General features: G+C 67.4%; 9 protein-coding genes. 3 read left to right on the top strand and 6 right to left on the bottom strand.

What is annotated here, in order from left to right:
* Window positions 1-212, top strand: a 212-nt coding sequence (locus tag ACFV2O_RS30760; RefSeq protein WP_356967402.1) for a hypothetical protein, incomplete at its 5' end; no start/stop codon positions are given.
* Window positions 213-284: 72 nt separating this feature from the next.
* Here the strand turns inward: ACFV2O_RS30760 and ACFV2O_RS30755 are convergent.
* From ACFV2O_RS30755 to ACFV2O_RS30740, 4 genes are all read right to left on the bottom strand, one after another.
* The gene (locus tag ACFV2O_RS30755) at window positions 285-1,454 is read right to left on the bottom strand and encodes a CHAP domain-containing protein (RefSeq protein ID WP_379254961.1); all 1,170 of its coding nucleotides are present in this window, start codon (window positions 1,452-1,454) and stop codon (window positions 285-287) included.
* A 240-nt stretch (window positions 1,455-1,694) separates the two neighbouring features.
* Window positions 1,695-2,546: a TIGR02569 family protein gene (locus tag ACFV2O_RS30750; protein WP_364439025.1), complete on the bottom strand. Its 852-nt coding sequence runs from the start codon at window positions 2,544-2,546 to the stop codon at window positions 1,695-1,697.
* Between the two features lie 51 nt (window positions 2,547-2,597).
* The gene (gene moeZ / locus ACFV2O_RS30745; RefSeq protein WP_364439028.1) at window positions 2,598-3,782 is read right to left on the bottom strand and encodes an adenylyltransferase/sulfurtransferase MoeZ; all 1,185 of its coding nucleotides are present in this window, start codon (window positions 3,780-3,782) and stop codon (window positions 2,598-2,600) included.
* A 157-nt stretch (window positions 3,783-3,939) separates the two neighbouring features.
* Window positions 3,940-4,959 (bottom strand): DUF3152 domain-containing protein, encoded by a 1,020-nt coding sequence (locus ACFV2O_RS30740; RefSeq protein ID WP_379254960.1) that lies wholly within the window; start codon window positions 4,957-4,959, stop codon window positions 3,940-3,942.
* Window positions 4,960-5,396: 437 nt separating this feature from the next.
* On the opposite strand from ACFV2O_RS30740, the gene ACFV2O_RS30735 reads away from it, so the two are divergent.
* Window positions 5,397-6,053 (top strand): TetR/AcrR family transcriptional regulator, encoded by a 657-nt coding sequence (locus ACFV2O_RS30735; protein ID WP_039800303.1) that lies wholly within the window; start codon window positions 5,397-5,399, stop codon window positions 6,051-6,053.
* 82 nt (window positions 6,054-6,135) lie between these two features.
* Here the strand turns inward: ACFV2O_RS30735 and ACFV2O_RS30730 are convergent, their stop codons facing one another.
* Together ACFV2O_RS30730 and ACFV2O_RS30725 are read right to left on the bottom strand one after the other, a co-directional pair.
* Window positions 6,136-6,363 (bottom strand): DUF3107 domain-containing protein, encoded by a 228-nt coding sequence (locus tag ACFV2O_RS30730; protein ID WP_355077360.1) that lies wholly within the window; start codon window positions 6,361-6,363, stop codon window positions 6,136-6,138.
* Window positions 6,364-6,430: 67 nt separating this feature from the next.
* The gene (locus ACFV2O_RS30725; protein WP_355077082.1) at window positions 6,431-6,970 is read right to left on the bottom strand and encodes a YceI family protein; all 540 of its coding nucleotides are present in this window, start codon (window positions 6,968-6,970) and stop codon (window positions 6,431-6,433) included.
* 102 nt (window positions 6,971-7,072) lie between these two features.
* On the opposite strand from ACFV2O_RS30725, the gene ACFV2O_RS30720 reads away from it, so the two are divergent.
* Complete coding sequence (locus tag ACFV2O_RS30720) at window positions 7,073-7,912, top strand: helix-turn-helix transcriptional regulator (RefSeq protein ID WP_355077084.1); 840 nt, start codon at window positions 7,073-7,075, stop codon at window positions 7,910-7,912.

The following is a 7,912-nucleotide window of genomic DNA, read 5'->3' as shown; positions in this document are numbered from 1 at the left end:
AGGGCGAGAACATCCCGGAGCCGGGCATTCCGGAATCGTTCAAGGTCCTGCTCAAGGAACTCCAGTCGCTGTGCCTCAACGTCGAAGTGCTGTCGGCGGGCTCGGCCATCGAGTTCCAGCACGCCGACGACGAGGTGGATCGCACCGCCGCCAATTTGGGAATCAAGCTGTCCGGCAATGAGTCCGCTTCGGTGAACGACCTCTCGAGTTGATCCTGCAGCACATTGATCGGCGCGCCGCGCACGAAGCTGTCGCAATGGCCCGTGCGCGGCGCACCGGTATCGTCAGGACGCTCTTGCCTGGTTGGACGGTGGTTTGACCACGCCGACGAGCGATCCCGCGTTCATGGAATAGTGGTTGGATTTCAAGCGGTCGCTGGAATTTCCTTCGATGGTGGTGATCTGGCCGGTTCTGGGATCCACGGACTCCACGATTCCGACATGGTCGGGGGTTCCGTCGCCCTCCCAGTCGAAGATGATCATGTCCCCCTTTTGCGCACTCGAGATATTCGCCGCCAACCCCATGTGCTTGGCGTCGTTCCAGATGGAGGGCACGTAGTTCGGATTGGTCCAATGGACGTTGTAACCCGCCTTATCCCATACCCAGGTGGAGAAGGCAGCGCACCACGCGTCACCGATGTTGTACGGAACCTTGTGGGCCACGCCATCCTTGTCGTAGTACACCGGGGAATTGTCGCCATTACGTTCGGATACCCCGAGTTTTAGTTGCTCCCGAGCCTTCGCGACGATATCGTCCGTGGTCCCGGTGCCGTTGGTCCAGGTGGCATCGCTCGCGGGCAGCGCCCACGCAGCCCGGTTCCCCGCGTCCGGCGCATTTCCGTAGGGGTTGCGCGGGAGGTCCGGAATCATCTTGTAGATATTGCCCGCGTCCCTTCGCATGCCGTCGTCCGCGTCTTCGATCGTGTCGTGCACACGGTCCACGCCCTCCAGGATCAGCTGTAGCAGCCGGTTCTCCTCGGCGGGGGTCAGGTGCAAGTTGCCATCGGGCAGCCGGGTCAACTGGTGCTCCCCGGGTTCGCGGCTGAGTTCGGATTTGAGCCCGTTCACGATCTCTTTGACATCCTGGAACGCCTTATTCGAGGTGTCGAAGCTCGCGATGGCCCGTTCGTTCACGCCGTCGTTCTGAGCTTGCAGTTGTGACGTTTTGTCCAGGAACGCACCGCGCTGCTTGTCGTAGTTGTCGACCAGCACCGACGATCCGGACTCGAGCGTCTGAGCACCATCCTTGGTGAGCTTTTTGCCGTCCGCGCTCAGCAGCTTCTTGTCCCCCAGCCAAGCGATCATGTCCGGCTGCCCGCCCTCCCAGCCGGACGCGAACAGCAAGACCGCATTCTGCATGTACACATTCGCCGCGTCGACGACCGCGTTGAGACCGCCACTGGCATAGGCGGGATGCGGAAGGTCGGGGAGATCCAGGTCGGCGAGCGTCGTCATGCACGCCCTCCGCTCCGCGCAGTCCACACGGCCGATTCCCGCAGGACAACAAACAGCATCCGTAAACCTCTCTCGGCGAGAGTCACCCGGCACATGCGGCGCACATGCCTCATCGCGAGTATCGGGCATTCCCGACATTGGCAATGCCGACAAGTCCGTCCGAAAGCCGGATGAGCTGCCCACCGGACCTGCGAGCCGGTTCCGTGGTGCCGAATATGTTGTCCGAGAGCAACTTCACTCTCAAAGGGTGAGTCGTACCATATCCGCCGTGCGCGCCAAACCTGGGAACGCCTGGGGGGTCGAGCGCGGATGCAGCGCGTGCACCGCGAGCCGGAACATCACCGCGCGCAACAACATCTGCGGCCACTCCGGCAAGTCCGACCAACGATCGAGTAAGCCGTCGTCCGCGCCGCCCCAGGAGAGTGCGTCCACCACGACCACCGCCGCTGCCCAGGGCACCGGCCGCCAGTACGGGGTGAGGTCGGTGAGCCCGGGGGTCTGCGCGCCCGCGAACAACACGGTGCCGAACAGGTCGCCGTGCACCAGCTGCGGAGGCGACTGCACCGGCTTGCGGAGGGTGGCCAGTTGGCCGATCAGTTCGATGCTGCGCCGCCCGTCCGGGGAGGTCGACAGCGACGCGCCGCCCGCGCGCAGACTGCGCAGCGGCACCGGCTCCCAGGCGGCGCGATCGGCCGCGACGAACACGTCGATGTCCACCCACGGCACCACCGGCGGCTGAGCGAGGAAGCGCGGACGCTCCAGCTTCTCCGTCGCCTTGTGCAGGCGCAGGGACACCGAGACCACCTCGTCGTGCCGTGGTTCCGGGATGCCCTCCAGGTAGGTGTCCGCGCGCCAGCCGGACACCACATAGCGACCGTCGGTCGCCCGCACCGGACGGGCCAGCCGCAGGCCGTCAACCTTCAACGCCTCACGGACCTTCGCCGACCACGCCGCACGCGCGTGATCGGTGACCGGACTGAGCACCACGTCGCCCAAGCGCCAGCCGCCTTCCCAGTCGCCGAGCGAAACCGGGGTCACTTCGCGCAGACCGAACGTGGCACGCACATGCTCGGGAGGTTCCACAGAAGTCACGGCCGTACGCTACGCTGCGTCGATTTCGGCGCGCCTCCGGCGCGCCGTGACTCAGTACACCGGCAGCGACTTGTCCACCTGGTTGGCCCAGGCGATCACGCCGCCTTGCAGATGGGTGGCGTCGGAGAAGCCCGCGCGCTTGAGCGCGGCCAGGGCCTCGGCGGAGCGCACTCCGGTCTTGCAGTGCAGCACGATCGGACGGTTCTGGGGCAGTTCGGACAGCGCCTCACCGGACAGGATGCGGTCCTTGGGAATGAGCTTCGCGCCCTCGATGTGCACGATGTCCCACTCGACCGGCTCGCGCACGTCGATCAGCTCGATGTCCTTGCCCGACGCCAGCAGCTCCTCGAGCTCGCGCGCGGTGATGGTGGACCCGGCCGCGGCCGCCTGGCCCTCCTCCGACACCACGCCGCAGAACGCCTCGTAGTCGATCAGCTCGGTGATCGGCTGACGCTCCGGGTCGCGGCGCAGCTTGATGGTCCGGTAGTTCATGTCCAGTGCGTCGTACACCATCAGACGGCCGAGCAGCGGCTCACCGATGCCGGTGATCAGCTTGATCGCCTCGGTGACCATCACCGAACCGATGGACGCGCACAGCACGCCGAGCACGCCGCCCTCGGCGCAGGACGGAACCATGCCGGGCGGCGGGGCCTCCGGGTACAGGTCGCGGTAGTTGATGCCGCGCCCGTCCGGGGCGTCCTCCCAGAACACCGAGACCTGGCCCTCGAAGCGGTAGATCGAGCCCCACACGTACGGCTTGCCCGCCAGCACCGCGGCGTCGTTGACCAGGTACCGGGTGGCGAAGTTGTCGGTGCCGTCGACGATCAGGTCGTACTCGCGGAACAGTTCCACCGCGTTCTCCGGTTCCAGCCGGATCTTGTGCAACCGCACATCGATGCCGGAGTTGATCTCCAGGATCGAGTCGCGCGCGCTGTCGGCCTTCGGGCGGCCGATGTCGGATTCGCCGTGGATGACCTGACGCTGCAGGTTCGAGGCGTCGACCTCGTCGAACTCGACGATGCCGAGCGTGCCCACGCCCGCGGCGGCCAAGTACAACAGGGCGGGCGATCCGAGGCCACCCGCGCCGATCACCAGCACTTTGGCGTTCTTCAGACGTTTCTGCCCGTCCACGCCGAGATCGGGGATGATCAGGTGTCGGCTGTAGCGGGCTACCTCATCCCTGGTCAGCTCCGCGGCCGGCTCGACAAGTGGCGGCAGGGACTTGGGTGATGACACGTCCAGGACTCCTCGAATCGCTTGGCCGATCGCTGCGGCGGTATGACGCCCTCGGCGGGTTGGTTCAACTGTGCAACACCGACGACCGGGCCGTTCTTCCCGCCCATCGTTCCGTATACCCGCCGCACCGCGACAAGCACCCCGTCCGGCGCAATCACTATCCCCGGGGGTAGGGCCAGGGGTTGAACCGGCAGCGCTTGCCGTCCATCGGCACCACGCCGTGCGGATCGAGTGCGGCGATGTCGTCGTTGCGGGTGCCGAAGGTCTGCTGCATCATCACCGGCGCCAGCCCGCCGTCGGTGTCGCACGCCTGATGCTGGTGGTAGCCGATGGCGTGGCCGACCTCGTGGTTGATCTGGTACTGCCGATAGGACCCGATATCGCCTTCGAACGCGAGCGCGCCGCGCACCCACCTGACCTCCGACAGCACGACGCGGCGATCGTCGGCGTTGTAGCAGGAGGTATCGATCGGGATGTCGAAACCGCATTCCTTGCGGCTGGATCCCCGTGAGGTGAGCGAGACGCGGAAGTCCACCTCGCCCTGGTCGACCCGGCGGAACGCGAACTTGGGGTCGTGCGTCCAGCTCTTCGGGTTGGCCAGCGTGGAATCGATCATCTTGGCGACGGCCTCGTCCCCGCCCAGGCCGGAAGTGTCCACGCCGTTCTCGATTTCCACGGTGTAGCGGAAGGCGGTCGCGGTGCCGGTGCCGATCTGGGCGGTCGTGCCGGGCACTACATGCCAGACGCCCGCACCGGACTCGGCGAAGGCGCCGCCTTCCGGAAGAGCCCCGGTCGGCAGGTCGGTGGGAAACTGCCCGTCACCCGGCGGAGCGCCGATGATGCCCGCGGTCGCGGTGGCCGGACTGAGTCGACCGAGCCCAGGATCCGAGCCCGCGGCGTTGATGTCGTCGGTGGCGCGGATCGCGTCGACCACCACCAGAACGGTGATCACGACCAGCACCGGCAACGCGTACGCCCGCCAGCCGTAGGTCGAGACGAATCTGCCCAGTGCGCTCTGCTTCTTGGCATCCCGCTCGGGACGCGACCTCATCCTGCCCTCGTCGGGAGCGGTGGGATCCCAGCGGGCGCGCAGCGGTTGGTGGGATCGCTCGGCCTTGTGCGAGTACAGACCGAGCGGATCGTAGACCTCGGCGCCATCGTGTTCGAGCTGCGCCAAGGCTGAATCCGGCTGGGGCGCAGGAGGTTCAGGCGGTTTGCCGCGCACGCGTTCACTTGTCTCCCGGCCGGGCGACCCGCCGCCCGCCCCGGACCGCTTGGCTGCGCCGGTCCGAGCCGCCTCACCGGATCGCGCCACTGGCCAGGTTCTCGCCACGCCGTCCGACCCTACGGAACCGGGCGCGCCGGAGCCAGCCGGGCGACGCGCACCGCGCCGCCCGCCGGGGGGTCTTTCCGGTCGGTCGGTCACGTTCACCAGCGTCTCACAGCGGCGAATCCCCACCTGCGGGCATACCAGCGGGCCCGTCGGTGCGACAATGTGTCTCCGGGTGGCACCAGTTGCCCGGCCCCGATCCGCGGGCGGGCGACAACCGGGTATCGTTCTTGAGATAACCCGGTGCACACCCCTTTGCCGGGGAATCGACTGGGAGAGCCGAAATGACTGACCTCGTGGACCGGATGACGTCCCGTAGATCGTCGTCCGAGCCCGCCAAACGCGGTACCCGGCTTCCGCGCGACGAGCGACGTCTACAGCTACTCGCGGCGGCAAGCGAAGTCTTCGTGCAGCGCGGTTATCACGCCGCCGGCATGGACGAGATCTCGCAGTGCGCCGGAGTGAGCAAGCCGGTGCTGTATCAGCACTTCACCAGCAAGCTCGAGCTGTATCTCGCGGTGCTACAGAACTACGTCGACATGCTGGTGTCCAGCGTGCGCCAGGCGCTGCGCTCCACCACCGACAACAAGCAGCGCGTGCGCGCGGCGGTGCAGGCGTACTTCGATTTCGTGGACAACGAGATGCAAGGCTTCCGCCTGGTCTTCGAGTCCGACCTGACCAGCGAGCCGCAGGTGCAGCGCCGCGTCGAGCAGGCCACAGAGGCCTGTGTGGACGCGGTCTTCGACCTCGTCGCGCACGACTCGGGCCTCGATCCCTACCGGGCCCGCATCCTGGCCGTGGGCCTGGTCGGCGCGAGCCAGTTCACCGCACGGTACTGGCTGGAGGCCGACCGGCCGATCCCGAAGGAGGAGGCGGTCGACACCACCGTCTCGCTCGCCTGGGGCGGACTGAAGCACGTGCCGCTGCACCCGATCGACTGAGCGCGGTCACGACGACGAGCGAGCCCCTGCCCCCGACCGATCGGGGGCAGGGGCTCGCTGCGTTTCGGCGGGAAGCCGGAAGTCAGACGGCGGCGAAACCGACGCGGCCGCCGGTGGTCGAGCCGATCTCGACGTAGGCGACCTTCGAAGCCTGGATCAGGAACTTGCGGCCCTTCTCGTCGGTGAGCGTCAGGACGCCATCGTCGCCGCCGAGCGCACCGGACACCAGCGCCTCGACCTCTTCCTGGGTCTGCGCGCTGCTGATCACCAGCTCGCGCGGGCTATCCGAAATACCGATCTTGACCTCCACGGCCAACCTCCGAACCTGAGAGTCCTGTGCTGTCGGTTCCAAGGCTAGTGCGGGCCGCCGGGGGCGCTCACTTGGGCTCGACGAGCTGGATCTCCAGTTCGATCTTGACCGTGTCGCTCAGCATGCCGGGCAGAGCTCCGCCGACGCCGAAGTCGGTGCGCTTGATGGTGCCGGTGGCGGAGAAACCCGCGTGCCGGTCGCCGGTGGGACCGAAGTCCTGCACACCGCCCCACTCGACCTCCAGCGTGACGGGCTTGGTGATCGCGCCGAGCGTGGCCTGCCCCTCGACCTCGAAGGTCTCGGCGACGACCACGGGATGGTCGGCGCGGAAGGTCAGCGTGGGGCGATTGGCGACGTCGAGGAAATCGGCGGTGCGGATGTGCGCGTCCCGATCGGCGTTTCCGGTGTCGAAGGAGTCGAGGTAGATCGTCGCGCCGACGGTGGCCGCGCCCGATTCGTCGACCACGAATTCGGTCTCGAACCGGTTGAATCCGCCACGGACCTTGGAGATGCCGAGATGGCGAATGGTGAAGGCGACCGAGGAGTGCGCGGCGTCGAGTGCCCACGAACCGGTTTTCAGCGTGGTGGATTCCGAGGTAGATGTCATGCCTCCGACAATGACCGGACCGCGGTCCGGTAGCCAGACCGCCGTTATCCTGGACCTGACAGGGCGCGGATAACCGTCCTCGGACCGGGCACGATGGGATCTATGGCAAGCAACGGATTCGCGGAGTTCCTCATCGCCCGGCGCGCCGAGCTGCGGCCGTCGGATGTCGGCTTGCCCGAGGGCGGCCGGCGCCGGACACCTGGGCTACGTCGCGAGGAGGTCGCGGTGCGCGCGGGCGTCAGCGCCGACTACCTGGCCCGGCTGGAGCAGGGCCGCGACACCAATCCGTCGCTCGCGGTGATCGACGCGTTGGCCGACGCGCTGCTGCTGCGCGGCGACGACCGCCAGTACTTCGGCATGCTCGCGATGACCTCCGGTAACGAAACCCGTTGCCCCGGGAGCGAATCCGCCGCGGAGCAGGTGGCCCCGACGATCGAGACGATCCTGCACGCGTTGCAGCCGACACCGGCCTTCGTGGTCGGCCGCAGACTGAACGTGCTGGGCTGGAACCAGGCGTGGGCCGATTTCGTCGCCCCGCTGGGTCTGCTGGACGGACCGGATCAGCCCAATCTCGCCTGGTACACCTTCGTGCATCCCGCCGCGCGGCGCGTCCTGCGCAACTGGGAGGAAGCCGCCGACACCTTCACCGCCGCCCTCTGCCGCGCCAAACTCCATTGGCCCGGCGATGCGGCGCTGCTCGAGACGATCGAGGCGCTGCGCGGGCTCCCCGATTTCGCCGGCCGCTGGAAGCCGCATCGGGTCGGTGCGCCCGGCTCCGGCACGCTGCACCTCGACCATCCCGTGCACGGCATGGTCGAGGTCCCGTTCGAGATGTTGGAAGCCGACCGCAGGGACCAGAGCGTCGTGGTCTGGCTGATCGACCGGGCGAGCATCCACGCGCCCGGTTTGCGGCTGGTGCCCAACCGCGCGGCGAACGAGTAG

Origin of the sequence: Nocardia sp. NPDC059691, from assembly GCF_042733915.1 — a bacterium.
Lineage (GTDB): Bacteria > Actinomycetota > Actinomycetes > Mycobacteriales > Mycobacteriaceae > Nocardia > Nocardia sichangensis.
This window is presented reverse-complemented; position numbering and strand designations above follow the sequence as displayed.

Excerpts from the sequence above, each read along its gene's own strand:
- ACFV2O_RS30725 (WP_355077082.1), bottom strand. The coding sequence starts at position 6,970 with ATGACATCTACCTCGGAATCCACCACGCTGAAAACCGGTTCGTGGGCA.
- ACFV2O_RS30755 (WP_379254961.1), bottom strand. The coding sequence starts at position 1,454 with ATGACGACGCTCGCCGACCTGGATCTCCCCGACCTTCCGCATCCCGCC.
- ACFV2O_RS30720 (WP_355077084.1), top strand. The coding sequence starts at position 7,073 with ATGGCAAGCAACGGATTCGCGGAGTTCCTCATCGCCCGGCGCGCCGAG.
- ACFV2O_RS30735 (WP_039800303.1), top strand. The coding sequence starts at position 5,397 with ATGACTGACCTCGTGGACCGGATGACGTCCCGTAGATCGTCGTCCGAG.